Source organism: Vibrio owensii CAIM 1854 = LMG 25443 (assembly GCF_000817815.1).
Taxonomy (GTDB): Bacteria; Pseudomonadota; Gammaproteobacteria; order Enterobacterales; family Vibrionaceae; genus Vibrio; species Vibrio owensii.
In genome coordinates this window covers 48,976-69,591 of the sequence record NZ_JPRD01000028.1, presented here as the reverse complement: position 1 = coordinate 69,591, position 20,616 = coordinate 48,976, and the positions used below count along the sequence as shown (strand labels likewise).

General features: G+C 46.6%; 20 protein-coding genes. 9 read left to right on the top strand and 11 right to left on the bottom strand.

The annotated features are described in order from the left end of the window. Window positions 1-40: 40 nt before the first annotated feature. From H735_RS16405 to H735_RS16390, 4 genes are all read right to left on the bottom strand, one after another. Window positions 41-1,333 carry an alkaline phosphatase gene (locus H735_RS16405; RefSeq protein ID WP_020197298.1) on the bottom strand — a complete coding sequence of 431 codons (1,293 nt, stop codon included), beginning with the start codon at window positions 1,331-1,333 and terminating at the stop codon, window positions 41-43. Between the two features lie 132 nt (window positions 1,334-1,465). Further along, a complete protein-coding gene (locus H735_RS16400) occupies window positions 1,466-2,395 on the bottom strand; it encodes an SRPBCC family protein (RefSeq protein WP_020197297.1) in 930 nt (309 codons plus the stop codon). A 128-nt stretch (window positions 2,396-2,523) separates the two neighbouring features. Next, window positions 2,524-3,765: a sensor histidine kinase gene (locus H735_RS16395; RefSeq protein ID WP_020197296.1), complete on the bottom strand. Its 1,242-nt coding sequence runs from the start codon at window positions 3,763-3,765 to the stop codon at window positions 2,524-2,526. Continuing rightward, the gene (locus H735_RS16390) at window positions 3,737-4,405 is read right to left on the bottom strand and encodes a response regulator transcription factor (RefSeq protein ID WP_009704613.1); all 669 of its coding nucleotides are present in this window, start codon (window positions 4,403-4,405) and stop codon (window positions 3,737-3,739) included. The genes H735_RS16395 and H735_RS16390 overlap by 29 nt, the downstream gene beginning before the upstream one ends. A gap of 89 nt (window positions 4,406-4,494) precedes the next feature. Here H735_RS16390 and H735_RS16385 point away from each other — a divergent pair, with 89 nt between their 5' ends. From H735_RS16385 to H735_RS16375, 3 genes are all read left to right on the top strand, one after another. Beyond that, entirely contained in the window at window positions 4,495-5,754 is a 1,260-nt protein-coding gene (locus H735_RS16385; protein ID WP_020197295.1) for a DUF5666 domain-containing protein, read from the top strand. Between the two features lie 109 nt (window positions 5,755-5,863). Beyond that, window positions 5,864-6,199: a hypothetical protein gene (locus H735_RS16380; protein WP_020197294.1), complete on the top strand. Its 336-nt coding sequence runs from the start codon at window positions 5,864-5,866 to the stop codon at window positions 6,197-6,199. Between the two features lie 117 nt (window positions 6,200-6,316). Next, window positions 6,317-6,613, top strand: a complete 297-nt coding sequence (locus tag H735_RS16375) for a hypothetical protein (protein ID WP_020197293.1) — start codon at window positions 6,317-6,319, stop codon at window positions 6,611-6,613. Window positions 6,614-6,728: 115 nt separating this feature from the next. On the opposite strand, the gene H735_RS16370 is transcribed toward H735_RS16375, so the two are convergent. Further along, window positions 6,729-7,769, bottom strand: coding sequence for a hypothetical protein (locus tag H735_RS16370; protein WP_020197292.1), 1,041 nt, complete (start codon window positions 7,767-7,769; stop codon window positions 6,729-6,731). A gap of 407 nt (window positions 7,770-8,176) precedes the next feature. On the opposite strand from H735_RS16370, the gene H735_RS16365 reads away from it, so the two are divergent. Together H735_RS16365 and H735_RS16360 are read left to right on the top strand one after the other, a co-directional pair. After that, window positions 8,177-8,638, top strand: coding sequence for a hypothetical protein (locus H735_RS16365; RefSeq protein WP_027726796.1), 462 nt, complete (start codon window positions 8,177-8,179; stop codon window positions 8,636-8,638). Between the two features lie 92 nt (window positions 8,639-8,730). Further along, on the top strand, window positions 8,731-9,207 hold the full coding sequence (locus H735_RS16360; protein WP_020197290.1) for a copper chaperone PCu(A)C: 477 nt from the start codon (window positions 8,731-8,733) through the stop codon (window positions 9,205-9,207). A 148-nt stretch (window positions 9,208-9,355) separates the two neighbouring features. Here H735_RS16360 and yegD read toward each other — a convergent pair whose 3' ends face one another. The 3 genes from yegD to H735_RS16345 all read right to left on the bottom strand — a co-directional run bounded on the left by yegD (window position 9,356) and on the right by H735_RS16345 (window position 12,000). Next, window positions 9,356-10,729 (bottom strand): molecular chaperone, encoded by a 1,374-nt coding sequence (gene yegD, locus H735_RS16355; RefSeq protein ID WP_020197289.1) that lies wholly within the window; start codon window positions 10,727-10,729, stop codon window positions 9,356-9,358. Between the two features lie 87 nt (window positions 10,730-10,816). Then, entirely contained in the window at window positions 10,817-11,443 is a 627-nt protein-coding gene (locus H735_RS16350; protein ID WP_020197288.1) for a hypothetical protein, read from the bottom strand. Window positions 11,444-11,679: 236 nt separating this feature from the next. Beyond that, window positions 11,680-12,000, bottom strand: a complete 321-nt coding sequence (locus H735_RS16345; RefSeq protein WP_005450131.1) for a DOPA 4,5-dioxygenase family protein — start codon at window positions 11,998-12,000, stop codon at window positions 11,680-11,682. Between the two features lie 593 nt (window positions 12,001-12,593). Between H735_RS16345 and pdhA the strand changes: the two genes are divergently transcribed. From pdhA to H735_RS16330, 3 genes are read left to right on the top strand one after another with little or no spacing between them, the layout of a single operon-like run. Beyond that, window positions 12,594-13,688 carry a pyruvate dehydrogenase (acetyl-transferring) E1 component subunit alpha gene (gene pdhA, locus H735_RS16340; RefSeq protein WP_020197287.1) on the top strand — a complete coding sequence of 365 codons (1,095 nt, stop codon included), beginning with the start codon at window positions 12,594-12,596 and terminating at the stop codon, window positions 13,686-13,688. After that, the gene (locus tag H735_RS16335) at window positions 13,681-14,664 is read left to right on the top strand and encodes an alpha-ketoacid dehydrogenase subunit beta (protein ID WP_020197286.1); all 984 of its coding nucleotides are present in this window, start codon (window positions 13,681-13,683) and stop codon (window positions 14,662-14,664) included. Before pdhA ends, H735_RS16335 begins: the two co-directional genes overlap by 8 nt. Beyond that, complete coding sequence (locus tag H735_RS16330) at window positions 14,661-15,803, top strand: dihydrolipoamide acetyltransferase family protein (protein WP_020197285.1); 1,143 nt, start codon at window positions 14,661-14,663, stop codon at window positions 15,801-15,803. Before H735_RS16335 ends, H735_RS16330 begins: the two co-directional genes overlap by 4 nt. A 129-nt stretch (window positions 15,804-15,932) precedes the next feature. Here the strand turns inward: H735_RS16330 and H735_RS16325 are convergent, their stop codons facing one another. Both H735_RS16325 and H735_RS16320 read right to left on the bottom strand, forming a co-directional pair. Continuing rightward, window positions 15,933-16,898 (bottom strand): electron transfer flavoprotein subunit alpha/FixB family protein, encoded by a 966-nt coding sequence (locus H735_RS16325; protein ID WP_020197284.1) that lies wholly within the window; start codon window positions 16,896-16,898, stop codon window positions 15,933-15,935. 11 nt (window positions 16,899-16,909) lie between these two features. Further along, on the bottom strand, window positions 16,910-17,659 hold the full coding sequence (locus H735_RS16320; RefSeq protein ID WP_020197283.1) for an electron transfer flavoprotein subunit beta/FixA family protein: 750 nt from the start codon (window positions 17,657-17,659) through the stop codon (window positions 16,910-16,912). A gap of 278 nt (window positions 17,660-17,937) precedes the next feature. On the opposite strand from H735_RS16320, the gene H735_RS16315 reads away from it, so the two are divergent. Beyond that, complete coding sequence (locus tag H735_RS16315) at window positions 17,938-19,599, top strand: electron transfer flavoprotein-ubiquinone oxidoreductase (RefSeq protein WP_027726795.1); 1,662 nt, start codon at window positions 17,938-17,940, stop codon at window positions 19,597-19,599. Window positions 19,600-19,658: 59 nt separating this feature from the next. Here the strand turns inward: H735_RS16315 and H735_RS16310 are convergent, their stop codons facing one another. Then, window positions 19,659-20,543, bottom strand: a complete 885-nt coding sequence (locus tag H735_RS16310) for a LysR family transcriptional regulator (protein WP_020197281.1) — start codon at window positions 20,541-20,543, stop codon at window positions 19,659-19,661. Window positions 20,544-20,616: the final 73 nt, after the last annotated feature.

Genomic DNA, 20,616 nt, shown 5'->3' with positions numbered 1-20,616 from the left:
CGGTGATCTAGGCGACAAGTTCACGTAACAATCTACCCTGTTAATCTTGGATGAATGAAATCAACTTCTTGGCAATGTCGGTGTTATTTTGTGAACTAACAAACTGCTCAGAACCTTTGCCATAAGCGAACACTTGAACGTCAACCGCAGTGTGCCCCTTTGTTGTCCAGCCGGTGTAGCTCTTCTCGTTGATGATGGCTTTTACTTCCTTGTAGAGCGTTTTTGCCGGCTCCTCACTCAATTTCGCATAAGCCAGTTTTCTACCTTGCTCTTTAGACAAAGGCCAATCAACAGACTCATTCCATGTCGCGATCATGTCATTCGACTGCGCAAGAGACATCGCCAAAGGCCATGCGGTTTTATGAACGCCTTTGATCACTTCAGTATCCCACTGATACTGTCCATTCGCGCCAAGCGTTAAACCGCCAGTGGAGTGATCGGCCGTGACCACCAATAAAGTATCGGGATGACCATCCACATAGGCTTTCGCTAACTCTACGGACTTGGCAAAGTCGCTCATCTCTGCCATTGCACATGCAATATCATTCGCATGGCCACACCAGTCAATCTGACTCCCCTCAATCATGACAAAGAAACCATTGTCCTGACGCTGCAGTAGTGACAAGGCTTTATTGGTCATCTGTTCTAATCGTGTTGGATTTTCATCCAGTGCAAACGGAAAGGCCTTGTCTGCAAACAAACCTAATGCAGGTAAGGTTTGCAGCGCAGGCAGTTGTTTGAAATCCGTGATGTACTGATAGCCTTGCTGCTTGAACTCATCAACAAGGTTACGATCATCACGCTCGAAATAGCGCACACCACCACCCAGCAGTAAGTCTACTGGCAGTTGGTCATCCACTTTGTTGTCGATGTAGTCATTGGCGATGGCATCGTAGTTTCGGCGGGATTCATTGTGCGCGGCAAAACTTGCTGGGGTCGCATGGTTAATTTGTGACGTTGCCACTAAGCCTGTCGTCATCCCTTCTTCTTTTGCCATCTCTAACATGGTTTTGATTGGCTGCTTATCGGTATCCACCGCAATTGCACCATTGTAACTTTTCACACCTGTACTAAGAGCCGTTGCGCTTGCCGCACTGTCGGTAACATAAGTGACATCATCAGGGTATGTTTTCGCCATACCAACCAAAATGGAATCGAAGATAGTCGGTTCAATCTCTTCGGTTTTTGGATCATCGTGGTAATAACGATAAGCGGTGGTAAACGCGGGGCCCATGCCATCACCGATCATAAATATAATGTTCTTTGGTGCATCATCTGCAAAGGTATTCGTGGCAAAAAGGCAGGCAGTAATTAGGGGGTATTTAAGCTTCATATCTCATCCATGACATAATACGATGGTGCAACAAGGGCACGCATCAACTTGTGTATCGTTCTAATTTATAAACGAATACTATCATGCAGTTGAGATGAAACATGGCGTTGCTTCATAGTTTTACAACGCACATCATTTCTTGAAGACAATCACTTCCGTCAACAAATCTGCTTTTTCGGTTTCATTTGGATTGTTCAGGTAACGCTCGATACCCAATGGCTTGGTTTTGACTTTGATGCCGTTTTGTCGAGTAAGATTCATGACAAACGACCAAGCATTCCCTAAGAACCAGTACTCACCTTTGTGTTCAACCACATAAGTTTCACACTCAGGGATCGTCCCAGCCACAAAATCGCCAGTAGCTGCGACGCCTGCTTTCACTGGCAAGCAAGTGATGAATTCGAAGTAACCTTGCTTCATGTCCATAGAAAGGTAGTAACAGAATAACTCCCCTGTCACTGGTAAGCTTTCTCGCTCTGCCATCTCGTACAATCGCGCCACATGATCTTGCATGACGGTCCCCAATTCTGGAATGGTTCCGGCCCCCATTAAGCCAATGTAGTTAATTTCATTTTGTTTGCGGGAACCGACGTCGGTAAGCTGAGACAGCACTTGGCCCGTTTCCATCTGACTTTTCAGCATGCGAAGTCCGCGGTCATAATCCATCCCAATCATTGACTTAAACATGCTTTTCAAGAAGAACAAAAACCAAGGAACTCGCGATTGCATCAACCATTCAACCGTGCAGCCATTCTGTGACGGCGTCACTAAAAACGTCACTTTTGCGTGACTTTTGAATGGTCTAAAGAAGTGAAGTTCCATATCTAGGCGGTGTTCTTGCGTGCTCTCAAGTACCATCGCCCCTGTCCCGATACGATGACCATTCCACTGATACCCAGAACCAACCACACCTTGTTCATCACTGTAGGTGAGTTCGCATTCTGGCTCCATAATGATCCACGGCGACCACTCTGGCCAATGAGTAAAGTCTTTCAAGTACTCGATGATGTCACTTTGTGTCTTTTCAATTTCGATACTTCGATTGACCTGATACGAGAGCATAGCCACTCCTTGCAATTCACTTTGACTCTTTTGAGTCTAATCGATATCGAATTTTTTTCTTGTTTCACTGGCAGTTAGATACAAAAAAGCCAGAGTACGTTCTCTGGCTTTAAATTATTTGCGCACGTTTAGGAGCGAAAATCGATTTTTGCAGTAAACCTGACGCCATCATCATCCAGTTCAAATGGCCAACTCATTCGCTCACAGATGCGCTCAACAATCACCAAGCCACATCCATAGCCAGCGTTGTAGGTTTCGTTGCCATCGTGGCGATTCACAATAATAAGCTGTGTCTCATTGAGAGCAATTTCTATATCACCCACACTGTAGCTGAAAGCGTTTTTTATCAGATTATTGATGACAATCGTTACGAAGCTTTCCGGTGCATGCACCATACCACTGTTGGTCTCTTCCAACTTGTACTCCGCCCCTTGCTTGGCAAATAACGGCGCGAGTTCGTCGAGCTGCTGGTTCAAGCAACGCAATAGCGCATGATCCGCGTAATGTTGTAGTTCTACCTTCTCTTTACCCAATAGCAAAAAGGCCTCCGTTAACACTCGCATCTCTTCACAAGCCGACTGCATACGCGTAATTGCCTTTTGTGCGATAGGCAGTTGCTCTGGAACACGGCTCAGAATGTCGGTAGACCCTTTGATCACCATGATTGGCGTGCGTAGCTCGTGTGACGCAAAGCGGCTGAACTCTTGTTCTCGTTTGAAGTAGCCTGCGATCTCGTTCTTGCTGTCTAATAGCGTCTGTTCGATATGGCGTGTTTCGCTGAACTTGGTATCAACCTCAAACGTTGGTTGATCCGGCGGCATTCTGCCAATCTTGTCTTCGATCTTCGCTAACGGTCGAGACAGAATACGCACCATGTAAACGCCATAGCCGACCATGATGATGGAGAACAAGCCACCCAAGAAGAAAGTAAATTGATGCAGCGAGCTTTCGTATTCGTCCAAGTAGTCATCGGAATCATCTTGGAAGACGATGTACATTAGCCCTTTTCCAGACGGATGCTCGAACACCACGAAGTGCTTATCTTCTTCACCTAATAAGTATTCGTAGAAGCCAGGAAACTTGAACGACAACAACCAATCTGGCGTTGGCGCTTCGCTCCAATACGAGTCAAACTCCATCACATTTGGCAATGGCGCATCCCACCCCATCTGTTGGTAGTTTTCTTTGTAAAGTGCCACTTCGGTATCAAGCCAGTGGTGCAAGCTCAATACTTCGAGTTTATTCTCAGCAACGTAGATCAACGACCAAAATAAGGTGAACATCGCAAAGGTCATCAAGCCAAAACCCCAGCGAATCTTGCGATAGATACTCGGGTATTCTTTATGCTTTGAGTCGGTAGCCTTGTCCATGAATCGTCTCTAATCTGGAATCATCAAAGCCCTTATCGAGTGCCGTTCTTAAACCATAAATGTGGCTTCTTAATGCATCACTGCCCGGCGGTTCATCGCCCCACACGTTCTCAATAACCTCAGTACGAGAAACCGCAGACGGTGCACGCTTCAATAGCAACTTGAGAATTTTGGTTTGAATACGACTCAGCTTGATGTGTTTGCCCATGCGCGTCACTTCATCAGTGCGAGCATCCAAACTAATGTCGGCAAACTTCAATGTACCAATGTCTTGTCTTGGGCCTCGATTGGCCAGAGCATGAACTCTCAAGCTCAGCTCCTGCATGGCAAAAGGCTTCATCAGATAATCATCGCCACCCGCGTTAAAGGCAGCCACTTTGTCATCTAAGGTATCTTTGGCGGTTAAGAACAAAATTGGGGTACCACAAAGAAGTTCTTGGCGTAGTTTCTCAACCGTACTGATGCCATCGAGTTTTGGCATCATGATGTCCATGATGATGACATCGTAATGATTTTCTTGAATTAAATTTAGCGCAGCCTCTCCGTGGTAAGCGCAATCAATGGTCATTCCTTCGAGTTCTAGATAATCGGCAATGGTTTCTGAAACATTGTGATTATCGTCGACAATTAATATTTTCATAGGCTCACGTTTCTTCACGATCACTTCACGATACGCGTCATAAGATACAACCAAATTCATAAATAAGCTTTCAAAAATAGGTCGATATCATGAAAAAATTAGCGCTTGTAGCGGCAGTGGGTTTGGCATTATCTGGTTGTGGCGGGTCTGGTGACGGCGGTGGCGACAACACTGGTGGTTCTGTAACTCCACCAGTAACAGAGCCATCGATTGCATCAGTTACGGGTTCTATTGAAAAGGTTAACGGAAACAAAATTACGGTGAACGGTCGTCCATTCACCGTTGAAAGTGTGAAGTTCAATAACACGACTCTACCAAACTTCACTTTCACACCAAATATGACCAATATGATGGTTCAAGTGAATACGGCACAAAAAGCAAGCTCAGCAACTGTGACACTAGAGCCAACAATGGCAGGTCTTGTTACTTACCGCAACGGCACTTCATTTGCTGTAAATGGTATAACTCTTAAGTATGCAGATCTACCAAGTGATATCGGCGTTGGTGATTGGGTATTTGTGTCTTCTCTACCAACAGCGGACGCAGGTTATAAGGTCCTTTCTGTTGTTGTGATAGATGTAGACGATGAGTATCCGTTTCTAAAAGATCACTACGAAATTGAAGGTCGAATTGCGAGTATCAACACTAACGAAGAAATGTTTGTCTTAGGTTCAGATATTCATGTTAATTACGGTAACGCACGTCTACCAATGGATGGTTTAAAGGTTGGCCAATGGGTAGAAGTTGAAGGCCATAACGCAGGGGATCACTTTGCTGCGACAGAAATTGAGCTAGACAGTTATGACATCGATAATGCATTTGATGACAGCGATATCGAGGGTATTATCACTTCAGTTGAGGACTTGCATACAAGTATGCCAAGTTTCACTCTAAACTACCGTGGCTCATTCGCTACTGATTCATCAACATGTTACCGCTTAGATGACAGTTACAGCTGTGATTCAAGCCTGAAAACAAACCTAAAACAAGGTGTTGAAGTTGAGGTGACTTCTAAAAACGTATCAGGTCAACGTATTGCGTCTATCGTTGAATTTGACCAACCTGATTGGGATGACAACCAAGGTAACTGGAAAGGCAAAGAATTTGAGTGTGGCGGCCGCGTTTCTAACGCTATTTTCAACGAAAAAACCAACGAGCTCGTATCTTTTAAAGTCTCTCGCTGTGAAAATGATTCAGAACAAATGATTGCAAACAATGAAGTTATCGTCGATACACAAACTCGATTCGAGCATATTGATAAGAAGAACATCAACGGCACTCCAGTTGAAGTTGAAGGTATTATCATTAATGGTCAAAACATTGCTCGCGAAGTAGAGCTCGACGACTAGTATTTATCCCGATCAAAGCACCACCCGCGTGGTGCTTTTTTCGTTTGTACGCATTGATGCTATCTCTATTATCCTTTTTAAATACGTACAACCAAATGAGGGATTAATAATGCGTAAAATGACACTGCCTCTAATTATGCTTTTCGGTGCTTGTGCTTCAGCAAGCAGTTTCGCGGCGACAAACAGCGACAACACACCAGAGCGATTGGAGTCTTTTGAGTGCACAGGCTTAGTAAACAGTTACGACGCAAACTCCCGAACTTTCGTGCTGGCCTGCCAAAACGATCATGGGCCCGAATTCCAAACCAAAACGGTGGTGATTGATACCAATACCCAGCTCAATGGCGTGCAAGAAGCACAATTAGATGGTGCGACGATCGAAGTCGATGGCGTAGTAATTAACGATCAAAATATCGCAAGAGAAATTGAACTCGCGAACGACTAAAGTTCCGAAATTACAACAGAAACTCGCAAGTGTTGCTTCGGCGGCACTTTTCTTTTCCTGCAAACTCACATCACTCAGTTACACTTAATTCATGTTTACACGAAGACGGTAACTGTAATGAACAAACGTAACCTTGCCCTACTTCTTCTCCTATTCGGCGCAACCTCTGCGCACGCAGGTGTTTTGGACCCAGACTGTGATGCAGAAAAAGCAGCTAAAGCAACAGCCACTAAAGCGGTTGTGGGTGTCGGTGGTCGATGCACACCAAAAGAAGCCTTAAAAGACACGACGGTAGAAGCTGGTAAAGAAGCGCTACCGGATGAGGGGCTTGCTGGGAAAGCCGTTGATGCGGCCATGCCAGAGAAAGAAAAAAAACCAATTAAAAACTCGACCAAGAAGATCATCACAGATTAATCTCAGCCTGATGTGAATCGATTTGTGTCTATTGGTTTGAAGTGAATATAGGTATAAAGTAATCGAATAAAAAGAGCGTCCATGTGGACGCTCTTTTGTTTTTCGTTCGCGATGCTTAAGCCGCTTCGGCCTGACCAATCCAGTGGTAATGGTGGTTGGCTTTCTTACCGACTAAACCAAGTTCGGCCAGTTCTTCAAACACTTTGTCGACTTCTTCTGCCGAGAGCCTGAACTGCTTCGCCACTGCTTTTTTGGTGCAAGTAATTTGGTGACCTTTTAACGCATCACTCACCTGCTCTAATAACGTTTTTGGCTCTTCTGGTTCAAGCTCTTGTTGCGCTTCAGGCTCAGTTTCCTCTTTGATGTGAGGCAGGTACCCCGCCGGCTCTGGCTCAATATCTCGGACGTTTGCGAGCGTTATACCATCGTTACGACGGAAGAAATGGCGGAAGCGATTCTCTTCACCAATCAAACCCACAAAGAAAGCAGCAAAGAAATCTAACAAGATAGATAAGAACACCACCAAGCCCAACTGCGCTTGAGAAGAAGTCGTTCCAAATGCTTTCGCTAAGCTGTCGATCAGGCCAATCACCGAGCCTTGCGCCACTGGCGGTAAGCTATCTCGCTCTGTTGCTAAACGTTGCTGCTCTTCACGTAGCTTTTTGTTCTGCTCTTGAATGCGCGTTACGCCAGTCGCGATACGCTCCATCTCGATGTACTTTTGCGCCGCCATGTTGTTCAGTTCAATCTGCTTATCGATTGATGCAATCTGACGGTTGTACGCTTCCACTTTCGCTTGCTCTACAGAGATATGACTTTGGGCGCTGTTGGTCGCACTGTTGATGCCACCGATACTACCGCCGATAGAAATAGCGGCAAGCACCAAATAGAACACTAACGCCGTTAGGGCTCCGGTGTAGTTTCTGTGTGCACGACGCTCACCGTATTCATACCAAGCGTAAAACTTACCCGCTTCAAAGATGATCGCCAGACCACCAAATAGCGCCTGCATCATTGGGTTTTCGTCAATCGACAAAAACAGTAAAAGAGAAAAAATAGTCGATGCTAAAATCGCAGCGCCGGTAAACGCGTATACGCTCACCATTGCAAATCGACCTTTAGGATATCGATATCCGATCTGTTGTTCGTATTTCATTGGAGAAATTTCTTAAGATTCCGCAGCCCTTATATGACGGGCGCTTCAAGCAACTACAAAGGTGCGGAGAATACCGTATCCTTTATTAAATTACTGTCATAATTCCGTTAATGGAAAACAAGTGAGGAATAGATAATCAGTTTGAATTGAATCAGTGCGATTCTAGCACGCAAAATCACCAGCTCAATTTGCAACATTCAGCGCACCAATAGGTTTGAAAGCTTCCGGAACGATAAATCTTTACGATATGTGTTCTCAGAATAAAAAACCGCAAAACAAATAAAACACACTCACATCACCTTTTTATAAACTCGCGATTACAATTTGATGTTCGTTTGTTACTATCCTGCGCCGAAACATAGTCTTACAGCCAATTAGCGTATCTCCGCTTCATAATAAAAAGTCGTATGGATACACTCAGAACACAGCATGGAAAGAAAGCGATAAGCGCAGTCATGATCATCATTGCTGTGCTGTTTCAGCTGTACCTAACGTCGACTGCGGCACTGAACCCTACGCAAATCCTCAGCGAAAACTGGCTAAACCAAGTTCAAGATGAAAAGGTGTTGCTGTGTACCGCTGATGGCTTTAAATGGGTGGATATTAACGAACTGATTGAAGCCAACGCACTACCCAATTCTGAATTTGTTCAAGATCTTAACCTGCACGATGGGTTTCAGTTTGAATGTCCATTATTGCAAGCGGCGCAATTCTTTATCGCTATCGCGTTCGCTCTGTATCTGACCACACTCTCTTGGTTACGACGCACCAAGCACGTTTTCATTCCCTACCATTTCGCAGCTTGCGGAAAAAAAGTATACAAATACGTAGCGCCTAAGCAGTCTCCGCCTTGTGTTTTCCACACCTAAATACTCAACGAAGTAGTCGGTAAATAAACATAACGTATTAATCCTATCGAAGAACCAATAGAGAACAGCCAGATTTAAAAAGGAAAACACAAATGATCAAACTGATGAAAACCACAGCCATCGCTCTTATCGCTTTATTGGCAAGCCCACTCGGCCTTGCTCACGAATACGAAGCAGGCAAGATTCACATCGATCATCCTTGGAGCCGTGAAGCGCCACCAAATGCCCCAGTGATTGGCGGTTTCTTTCAGTTAAGCAACCTAGGTGACGCTGATGATGCGCTAATTGCGGCTTCAACACCGATTGCTGACCGTGTGGAGATCCATACTCACACAAAAGAAGACGGCATGATGAAGATGATTAAGATTGATGAAGTCGTGGTAGAGCCTCAGCAGAAAGTGGAATTCAAGCCAGGCAGCTTCCATCTCATGATCTTCAACCCAACCCAAACGCTAAAAGAAGGCGACCGTTTCCCTGTGACTTTGACGTTCAAAAAAGCAGGCAAAGTGGAAGTAGAAATGGCGGTTGAGAAGAAAGACCACATGGAAAAGCACACGCACCATCATTAATCGCTTAAACGAAAAGAGCCCGCTACTTTAGCGGGCTGTTTTTCTTTTGGTACCTATGATTCTAGTCGTGTGCACATTTGGTTGTACTGATGTGCACTTTAGAGATTCCCTACTCGTCATTCCGACGAGCCTAGGCGAGATCAGGAATCTAACAACAGCTAACTCGGTCTTGCTTAAAGCAAACCTCTGCCCAGCGCGCTAGACCAGCAGTGACCGAACCAAAGTAGTTGCCACTCACCACTGGAATGTTTGGCAATACTGTCTGCACTGCATCACGCAAAATAGGTGAACGTGCCGAACCACCAGTCATAAAGATCGCATCCGGCTTCACGCCCGCTTGCTCTACTGCTTCAGTAACCAAAGCCGTCATCTTATTCTTCGGTGATTCAATCGCTTCAATCATCTCATCACGTTGAACATCGACTTCAATCAACTCAGACAACAAGTTAATGCCCGCACGATAAGACGCTTGGTCAGACAACGCGACTTTGGCTTCTTCTGCACGACGTACGATGTTGTAGCCTAGCGACTCGTGGTAAACCTCTAGTAAACGAGCCAACTTCTCAGGCTCTTGCGCTTGCTTGTGCAGCAGTTTCAATGCCGATAAGTTTTCACGTGAGTAGAAATCGCTCTGCGCTTCTACATTGTTGATCGCAATTGGATTCCAGAACTGCGTGGTTGGCATCATGATGCCCGATTCCATCTTGCTCTCCATACCGAATGGGAACATCAGTTGTTTGAACGCCAAGGCGATATCCAAATCGTTACCACCAATGCGCTGACCACTGTGCGCCAACAGACTTGCTGTACGGTCGGCTTTACCTCGCCAAGATGGTCCCATTTGAATCAAAGAACAGTCTGTCGTACCACCACCGATATCGACCACTAGTATGGTTTTATCTTCGGTTAGCGTCGCTTCGTATTCCAGACCTGCGGCTACCGGTTCAAATTGGAATTCGATGTTCTGAAAACCAGCACGTTTTGCTGCTCTTAAAAGAATGCCTTCCGCTTGAATGTTCGCCGTCTCACCGCCACGACCGTGGAAGTTGATCGGACGACCAATCACCGCATCAGTGATAATTTGCTGCGCACTGTTCTCTGCTTGCGCTTTGATGTTGTCCATCATGGCGCAAACCAGATCTTCAAAGAAACTCAGCTGAACATCACGCAGACCAGAAGCACCGAGGAAAGACTTTGGAGACTTCACGTAATAGATATCGCGAGGATCTTCCAAGTAGCGATTCAATGCCGCTTGACCAAACGCCATGTCCTCTGGCTCAAGTTCAATACTTTCTTCACGATTAAGGTTGATCGCGCGGCGCAAAACCTGCTCACCAACCTGATCGAAAGGTTTGATGCTGCGATGGCGGAACAAGTGTTCAGACACCGACTCTCGCGTTGGTGCAGCAAGGGTGGAAGGAATGTAAGGGCTATTCCCTTCAAGGTTTAAAAGTTGCGGTTCACCTTGTTCCATTTTCGCCACCGAGCAGTTCGCGGTGCCGTAGTCAAAGCCGATATACATAAGTCCTCCCACTGACGAAAAAAAGGTCGGCAATCCTACCTCAACCTCAGTGGAATTACTACCGCAACTCAATGAAATAAGTGGCGCTTACTCTTTCTCGGCAGGTTCTTTCTTCATTGATGGCAACACAACCGCAAGCAACAAAGCCAACAGCAGAAATACCGGAGTGAGCGTAAGCCCATGCCAAATGGAGTATCCATCGTGGAACAACCAGAAAATGCCGACAGTCAGCAAGTACGCAAAGTAGCTACAGAACACCAAGCTGATCGCAACGAAGCGCGTGCGATTGATGATTAAGATTCGCACCAAATACTGGCTCATGATCCCCGCGCAGTGCACCGCCATTTGCCAGTTAATGATGAAACACGCCAGTGCGACGAACCCAGATATCACCAAGGCATCGTACGTGTTGAGAATGAAATAGCTACCGAAGCGACTGATGATGACGGAATAATCGCCCTCGTACACGATCGACCAGGAAATAGCGTTTGCCGCAGCGACAAAATTGGCAAAATACGCGATGGCATAAAAGGTAGTTTGAGAGCTAAATGGCTGAAAGACCTCGGAGCAATAGCCCTGCCATTCTTTTTGATTGGACGTGGGTCCGACCCAGTTACGTTTTTTGTTCGGCACTCGCTCTGCAAACGCAGGACCATTACGAAACAACAACCAGAAAATGTACAGCGCAAGTGCTACTAAGAGTATTGTAAGCATACCCTTTCCCCTCCAGAAATGTCCTTTTCCACTACCAATGGCGTTGGGGTCGTAAACTGCACTTCCCTGTTTTTGTGCTTAATCTTGTTTTAACGCATTGTTAAACATCATAAATATAATCAAAACGGCAGTGACGACTTTATCACTACCGTTATTAAGGTTTAGCACACGATGGACGGAATTGCTGAATCTGGATAGACCAAATAGGAGGGAAAGAAACGGTCTACCCAAACGAATTATGCTTCGAGCTTTTCTTCAAATACGCCAAGCTCACGACCTAACCAAATCGCACGCTCGGTATGATCACGCAGCTCGTTGTCACTGACAGGATGAATCAGAACCGAAAAACCGCCACGAATGGTATCAAGCCATGCGATAAACTCATCACTTATCGATTCAACATGCAGCTCAAACATCGGCATCTTATGTGGACCAACCAACTTGCACACTAAAGGGAAAACGCGCAAAACATCTTGGCGTTCTTGACGAATGATCTCATTCAAGGCTTGAGCTTTATCCTGCTGCTGAAGCGGGAAGTAAACATGAATGTGGTACATAACTTCTCCATGCATATCACTGACTTTCATTAGTCGCCACACTACCTGCATTCAACTATCGAGGGAAGCGACAAATTCAAATCTATCGTCAAAGCGTGACGGAGAGATTAACGTGTTACTGGATCTGCGCGAATATGGTTGATAAATTACTCAACCTGTCGAATTTTACAGCATAATTTTATTATAAATTTCCTGTCAAACTCAGTGATTCCCTTCAACTTCGAAAACGTACAATTCAAAAAAGCAGTATTTTATCCTAGAAAAGTACGGTGTAAGCGAAACTTTACTGTGGGTTACAACTCAAATTAAAGCATAATTTAACAATTTGTTTACACTTACTGTATCTGGTTATACCAAGATTCATCACTGGATTAGGCGGTGTAAACAGCAGTAATAAATGACGCCTTGTGTTTTACCAGAACACACTTTTGTTAGAGAGACGAGCACCAAAAGCGTCGATAACTATCAAAACAACAGCAATCCTAGGTATGACCTTTTGCGCTGATATCAAAGCCTGAGTACCCATACAGGCTGAGATCGAAACAATGAGCAGCTGCAGTCCAAAAGACCCGCAGCGTCAAAAGGAGCTTGAGATGAACGTTCAGGCATTACCCATGCATCGGTTTATCGACCATGATGGGAACCTCGTCAGCCAACTACCCAACTGGGCTGATCTCGAAATATTGGTCGGGTTTTATCAAGACATGGTCTTAACTCGCACCTACGATAACAAAGCCGTTGCCTTGCAGCGCACTGGTAAATTAGGCACCTACCCATCACACCTTGGCTCGGAAGCCGTGGGGATAGCGGTAGGCAGAGCGTTGAAAGCCAGTGATGTGTTTGTTCCTTATTATCGCGATATGCCCGCCATGTGGTGTCGTGGTATAGGAATGGAAAAGAACTTGCAGTACTGGGGAGGTGATGAACGCGGCAGCGACTTCGCTCCTGAAGGCAGCCCTTTTCCTAGCAAAGATCTGCCCTTCTGTGTCCCAATCGCAACCCAGTGCACCCATGCCGTTGGTGTTGCGGCGGCACTGAAAATCCAAGGTAATCACGATACGGCTTTGGTGATGTGCGGTGATGGCGGCACTTCCAAAGGTGACTTCCTTGAATCCATTAACTGTGCGGGCGCATGGAACATCCCATTGGTCTTTGTGGTGAACAATAACCAATGGGCGATCTCCGTACCACGCAGTTTGCAATGTGCCGCGGAATTTCTCTCAGAAAAAGCCAAAGGTGCTGGCATCCCCGGCATTACGGTGGATGGCAACGACGTCGTTGCGGTGTTTGACGCAACAATAACCGCCCTTGAACGAGCCAGAAAAGGCAAAGGCGCAACGTTAATTGAAGCAGTAAGTTACCGCCTGAGCGACCACACCACTGCCGACGACGCGACCCGCTATCGTAACGAGGACGAGGTTCAAACGGCTTGGCAATATGAGCCTGTTCGTCGCCTTAAAGCTTTTCTCACCAATCAAGGTGTTTGGAGTAACGAGAAAGAACAAGAGTGGCAAGCCCACTGTAAAGAACAAGTAGAACTCGCCGTTGAACGTTATCTCAACATGCCAAATCAAGCACCTGAAACGGGCTTCGATTTCCTTTATGAATCCCTACCCCAAGAGCTTCATGCGCAAAGGGATGAGCTAATCAACAAAGCAATGCGAATGCAGGGAGGGAAACATGGCTGAACTCACGTTAGTTGAAGCAGTGAACCTCGCACTGCACCATGAAATGGAACACGATTCGAATGTCATCGTCCTAGGTGAAGATGTGGGTGACAACGGCGGTGTATTCCGCGCCACTGTCGGGCTTAAGCAAAAATACGGTCTCAAGCGCGTTATCGACACACCTCTAGCTGAAGCGCTTATTGGCGGTGTCACTGTCGGTATGGCAACGCAAGGTTTAAGACCTGTGGCAGAGTTTCAATTCCAAGGCTTTGTCTTCCCTGCACTGGAGCATTTAATGTGTCATGCAGCGCGAATGCGTAACCGAACCCGTGGTCGACTCACCTGCCCTGCAGTGTTCCGTGCACCGTTTGGTGGCGGTATTCATGCACCGGAGCATCACTCCGAAAGTGTCGAAGCATTGTTTGCTCACACCGCAGGCTTTAAGGTTGTGATTCCTTCCTCACCTCAACGCGCTTATGGTTTGCTCATAGCAGCTATTCGTAGCAACGATCCGGTGATGTTTTTCGAACCAAAACGTATCTATCGCACAGTGAAATCTGAAGTGGTGGATAACGGCGAAGCACTACCTCTCGACACTTGCTTTACCCTTCGAAAAGGCCGTGACATCACGCTCGTGACTTGGGGCGCCTGCGTGGTCGAATCTCTGCAAGCGGCTCAAACGCTATCCAATCAAGGTATCGAAGTTGAGGTGATTGATTTAGCCAGCATCAAACCCATTGATACCGCGACCATCTTCCGTTCACTTGAGAAAACCGGACGCCTCTTGGTGGTACATGAAGCCAGCAAAACCTGTGGTGTCGGCTCAGAATTGCTAGCCAGAACCGCAGAACATGCAATGTGCCTACTCAAAGCACCACCAAAACGCGTCACGGGCATGGATACCATCATGCCGTACTACCGCAACGAAGATTATTACATGATTCAGGAAGAAGACATTGTGCTCGCCGCGCGCGAACTCGTGGAGGATTGGAAATGAAGACGTTTAACTTACCCGATCTCGGCGAAGGTCTCGCTGAGTCAGAAATTGTGAAATGGCATATTAGTGTTGGCGATATGGTCAAGCTAGATCAAGTGGTGCTTACTGTCGAAACCGCAAAGGCGACCGTGGATGTTCCTGCGCCTTATGGCGGTCGTATCGTGAGTCGTCATGGTGAAGAAGGCGACGTAATCAACATTGGTGCTCTACTTCTGGAAATCGATGAAACGGGAGCAGAACAAACCGTCTCCGAGAAAAAACAAACTGCCGATGCAGCAACCGTGGTCGGTAATGTATCCCAACATGCGCACAGCGTGAATGTGGATGATTTCTGGATTGGGGGCGAACACAATCCATCGCCTGATAACCTCATTACTGCCCTACCTTCTGCTCGCTTATTAGCGAAGAAACTGGGTGTGGATTTAGAGTTAGTTAAAGGCAGCGGTCCGGATGGTTTGATCGTCGATGCCGATATCTACGATGAAGCAGGCAAACAACGCCCCGGCACAGAAGTACTCAAAGGTGCGCGCCGAACCATGGTATCGACCATGGCGGAATCCCATCACAATGTCGCAGCGGTCACCATTACAGAAGAAGCCGTCTTGGAAGGCTGGAAGCAAGGTGAAGACATCAGTATTCGTCTGGTCCAAGCCATTGTACATGCGTGTCAGGAAGAACCAGCAATGAATGCGTGGTTTGATGCCGAAACCATGACGCGTTGTGTTCACAGTACGGTGAACATTGGTATTGCCGTAGACAGCCGACACGGTTTATACGTGCCTGTTCTTCGACATGCTGATGAATATGAGCCTCAAGAGGTGCGCCGTTGGTTGGACCAAACCGTACAAGGCATACGTGAACGTAAGATTGGTCGTGAGCAGTTACAGCACGCCACCATTACGCTCTCAAACTTTGGCGCAATTGCAGGCATTTACGCAACGCCTGTAGTTACGCCGCCACAAGTTGCGATTGTCGGTGCAGGTCGAATCATTGAGAAGGTTGTAATTCGAAACGGACAAGCTGTAGCAGTGAAAGCTATGCCACTTTCGATTACGTTTGACCATCGCGCATGTACCGGCGGTGAAGCAGCAAGGTTCACAAAAGTACTGGCAGAACACTTGAGAAAACCAAGTGTTTAGGCAACGTTTGTCATGAATAATAAAGGGCTTCCGATTGGAAGCCCTTTTGTTTTGAGGATGAATTTGAATGAGAGATTCCCTACTCGCTCATTCTTCGCTCTAGGGAACGGCGCCCAAAAAATAGTGGAATTAAACCTTCTCCAGCAACTCCGGCATAATCTCAAACAGGTCACCTACCAAACCATAGTCTGCGACTTGGAAGATTGGCGCTTCTGGATCACTGTTGATCGCCACAATCACCTTGGAATCCTTCATCCCAGCCAAATGCTGAATCGCCCCGGAAATACCCACGGCAATGTACAGTTGAGGCGCGACAATCTTACCCGTCTGCCCTACTTGCAAATCGTTAGAGACAAAGCCTGCGTCTACCGCAGCGCGTGATGCACCAATTGCTCCACCAAGCTTATCGGCAAGTTGTTCCACCAGCGCGAAATTCTCTTTACTGCCTAACCCGCGACCACCAGAAACCACGACATTTGCCGCTGGTAGCTCTGGTCTTTCGCTTTCCGCTTTTTGCTGTGAAACAAACTCACTGTGCTCTGCCTTAATGACCGTTTCTAACGTCACGACATTCTCAACTACTGGTGAATCAGACATAGCAATAGCGTCAAAGGCTGAACTTCGAATCGTCATCACTTTGGTAGCATCGTCCGAACGAACTCTGGCTAACGCATTACCGGCATAGATAGGGCGAACAACCGTATCGAGCGATTCAATTGCAATCACATCTGACAGTTGCCCAACATCCAGTGAGGCAGCGACACGGGGCATCAGGTTCTTGCCGAAGGTACTCGCAGGGGCAAGGATATGCGAATAGTCCCGACCAACTTCGGCAATCAAGGTAGACAAGTTTTCTGCCAATGCATGTTGATATTCGGAAGCATCAATCGCAATGACCTGTGAGATACCTTGCACACACTTCAACTCATTCAATACTGAGCCGCACTGATGCCCAACTAACAAGGCGGTGACAGGCAAAGAGGCACCGTTTTGTTGAATTTGAGAAGCTGCGCTCAGCGCACGTAACGTATCCGCAGAAAGTGATTGGTTGTCGTGCTCCACCACGACCAAGGTTGCTAACGGTTTGTTTTCCATGGTTATGCCTCCTAAATCACTTTCGCTTCATTTTTGAGCTTGTCGACTAACTCGCTCACACTGCCAACCATCTCACCGGCTTTACGGGCAGGCGGAGTCATAACTTCCAGCACTTGCTGAGAGCGTTCAACACTCACATCAAAGAAGTCTGGCGTCATTACCGATAACGGCTTCTTCTTCGCTTTCATGATATTCGGTAGCGAGGCGTAACGCGGTTCATTCAATCGCAAATCCGTACTGATGATCGCAGGCAAATCCAGTTTGAGCGTTTCTAATCCACCGTCAATTTCTCTAGTAACCAGAACCGTTTCCCCTTCTACTTTCACTTCCGATGCAAATGTCCCCTGCGGACGATTCGTCAGTGCTGCCAACATTTGCGCGACTTGGTTGTTATCCGTATCGATTGACTGTTTACCCAGCAGCACCAATTGAGCCTGTTCTTGCTCCATCACTGCTTTGAGTAACTTCGCGACCGCGAGCGGTTCTGGTGACTGTTCAACATCAATATGAATCGCACGATCCGCACCTAATGCGAGCGCTGAGCGCAATTGTTCCTGACAACTGGTGTCACCAATCGACACCACCAACACCTCCTCTGCTACCCCAGTTTCTTTAAGGCGTACTGCCTCTTCCACCGCGATTTCACAGAATGGGTTCATCGTCATCTTCACGTTGTTGGTTTCCACGCCGGAACCATCAGATTTGACTCTTACTTTAACGTAAGGGTCAATTACACGTTTAATCGCAACCAGTACTTTCACATTCCCTCCTAGCAGATCGCAAAGCGATACGCGTCCTAGCAATTGGGTCATGCGTGACGAAGATTTGTGTTAAAGCTCAGTCTTTTCATTACCTTGCTAACAAAAAATGCATTGTGACATTGTCGCTCAAAATCTTTATCACGCCCTACGACGTTACCATTTGAGCTTAGTTTAGTTTACGTTTACGTCAACTGGACTATAGTTCTTTATACGAGCACTGCGTAATAGAAGAAGCACCTGAAACACAAAGAAAGGTTTCGCATAAAGGAAGCAAGAAGATGGAAAGAGAATGCATGGAATTTGATGTGGTGATTGTCGGCGCCGGACCTGCAGGTTTGAGTGCAGCATGCCGCTTAGCGCAACTCAACCAAGAACGTGAAGGTGAGCCGCTGTCTATTTGTGTGGTAGAAAAAGGCTCAGAGGTTGGTGCACATATCTTATCTGGCGCGGTATTCGAAACGCGTGCATTAGGTGAACTCTTTCCTGATTGGCAAAGTATGGGCGCGCCGCTTTCCGCCGCCGTAAAAAACGATGCCTTCTTGTACCTAACCACAGAACTTAATCACGTTCGTGTTCCCCACTTTCTTACTCCCAACCCAATGCACAATGACGAAAACAACTACGTCATCAGTTTAGCGAACTTGTGTCGTTGGTTAGCAGAACAAGCAGAATCACTTGGTGTTGAGGTCTATCCCGGTTTCGCCGCAACCACAATTAACTACGATGCATTTGGCGCAGTTACAGGGGTAAACACCAGCGATATGGGCTTGGACAAGAACGGAGAAGCCAAACCCAACTTTGAAACCGGTATTGAGCTAAAAGCCAAATACACCATATTCGCTGAGGGGTGCCGAGGTCATTTAGGTAAAGAGCTCATCCAACGATTTGGTTTAGACGCTGATAAACAGCCGCAACATTATGCGCTCGGGCTTAAAGAGATATGGGAGTTACCTGCCAATGCCAAAGATCAATCAGGCAGCGTGATTCACTCTGCTGGGTATCCACTGAGTGAATCCAACACTACGGGCGGCGGTTTTCTCTATCACATGGAGAACAACCAAATCGCCGTCGGGCTTATTGTCGACTTGAATTACAGCAATCCTTACTTAAGTCCGTTTGACGAATTTCAACGCTTTAAGCACCACCCTGCGATCGTACAACATTTGAAAGGCGCCCAACGAATCGCTTATGGCGCCAGAGCCATTGCAAAAGGTGGACTCTCTTCTCTGCCGAGACAGCAATTCCCCGGCGGTTTATTGATTGGTTGTGATGCGGGTACCTTAAACGTCGCTAAGATCAAAGGCAGCCATACTGCGATGAAATCCGGTTTGTTAGCCGCAGAAGCCATTGCCGAAGCATTCACACAATCCAATTCGGAACCGGATTACCAAACCAAGTTTGAAGATTCATGGCTGTATGAAGAACTTAGTGACACACGTAACTTTAGTGCAAACATTCACAAATTCGGCAGCGTACTCGGCGGCGCACTTTCCACCTTCGAACACAATTTGTGGCTACCTCTGGTTAAGAAATCAATACCGTGGACGATCACTGATCCTTCACACGATCATGAACAGCTAAAACCAATTGATGAGTGCCAACCTATTCAATACTCGAAGCCAGATGGTGTAATCAGTTTCGATAAACCCTCATCAGTGTTTTTGTCTGGTACACAACACGAAGAAAATCAGCCTTGCCATTTACAACTCACCTATCCTCATATTCCGATTCAAGTCCATTTGAAGAAGTTTGATGAGCCAAGCCAGCGCTACTGTCCTGCTGGCGTGTATGAAGTGGTAGAAGTAGAAGGCGAGCGAACGTTTCAAATCAATGCCGCAAACTGTGTGCATTGCAAAACCTGTGACATCAAAGATCCATCGCAAAACATCACATGGAAAGCACCTGAGGGTGGCGGCGGACCGAGCTATCAAAACATGTAGATACGTTGGTATGTTGACAGTCTAATGAATGGATAAATAAACCGATTGGCAGAGCATCATTACTCCTGCCAATCGGCAAAATGATCAAGTAGAAAATCGATAGCCAATCGCGCTCGTAGTGGCAGAAAGTGACGATTCTGATAAACAATCCAGCTGCTGTTACCACTTCCCCAATAGGGCTCTAAGATTGGCACCAAACGACCAGACGAAATAGCATCGTTGAAACTGCTCTTCGGCAAGTACGCCACACCTAATCCTTCTGCACAGGCTTGCAAGACCGTGTGTGCGTTATTGCTCTTCCATCTGCCCTGCACTTTTACGCCATCTAAAGGCTTGCCGTCTTTTTCAAACAACCAAACGTCCTTATTGGCAATAATGCAGCTATGACGCTTGAGGTGCTCGGGGTGCGTTGGTAAACCATGTTCATCGAGATAACGCTGACTGGCTGCTGCTGCCATGGGACGATCCACCAGCTTTCTCGCAACCAAGCCTGAATCACTCAACCTACCGTAACGAATGGCAAAATCGAAACCATCTTCAATAAAGTTGACCATGCTGGTATTGAAGTTGATCTCTACCGTGAGATTAGGATGTTGCTTGGCAAACGCCATCAAGGCAGGCGCTACATGGTTCTCAGAAAACGCACCAGCGGCGCTCACGCGTAACGTACCACTCAATTGAGTTTGCTGCGTGGTAAGTTGCTCATTGGCTTGCTGGAGCCCAATCACCAACTCTTTGCACTGTTGATAATACGCTTGCCCCGCTTCCGTTAGACTCACCATTCTTGTCGAACGCGCTAACAAAGCGACACCTAGTCGCTCTTCTAATCTTGTGACTTGGCGGCTGACGTGACTAGTACTGCAACCTAACTGTTTTGCCGCTGCAGAAAACCCTAAGCTCTCAGCAACCGTAACAAACTCATTGATGCCTTCAAAACTGTCCATACTTACCTTTGCTATATAGCAATAATGTTTTGCCATTTAATCGTATTATCACTTATTTGTTTAGCAATTAGTA